1 pseudogene is annotated in these 249 nt (G+C 43.4%); it reads right to left on the reverse strand.

Annotated elements, in window-relative coordinates:
• Positions 1 to 19: 19 nt before the first annotated feature.
• Positions 20 to 249 (reverse strand): annotated as a pseudogene (locus M3661_RS30125) (transposase); the annotation flags it as partial.

A 249-nucleotide genomic window follows, 5' to 3' on the forward strand; every position in this document is an offset into this window, starting at 1 on the left:
TTTTAGAATTGAATAAGTTTTATGTTTGGTAAGGCTGGCCTCTATTCAAGATAGCGTAAATGTGATGCAATAGCTTGTTGGCGCAAGCGATCACTGTTACCTTATAGGGCTTGCCTTCTTTCTTTTTCGCTCATAGTACGATGCTAACCGTCTGTTATTTCCTTGCCGAAGTCCACACTGCACCGCTAGATATAACGATCTACGCAGACGTTTTGACCCGCGCTTCGTTATTCGGTTACTGCTAGCTGT

It is taken from the genome of Paenibacillus sp. MER 180, assembly GCF_023713665.1.
GTDB lineage: Bacteria > Bacillota > Bacilli > Paenibacillales > Paenibacillaceae > Paenibacillus_B > Paenibacillus_B suaedae.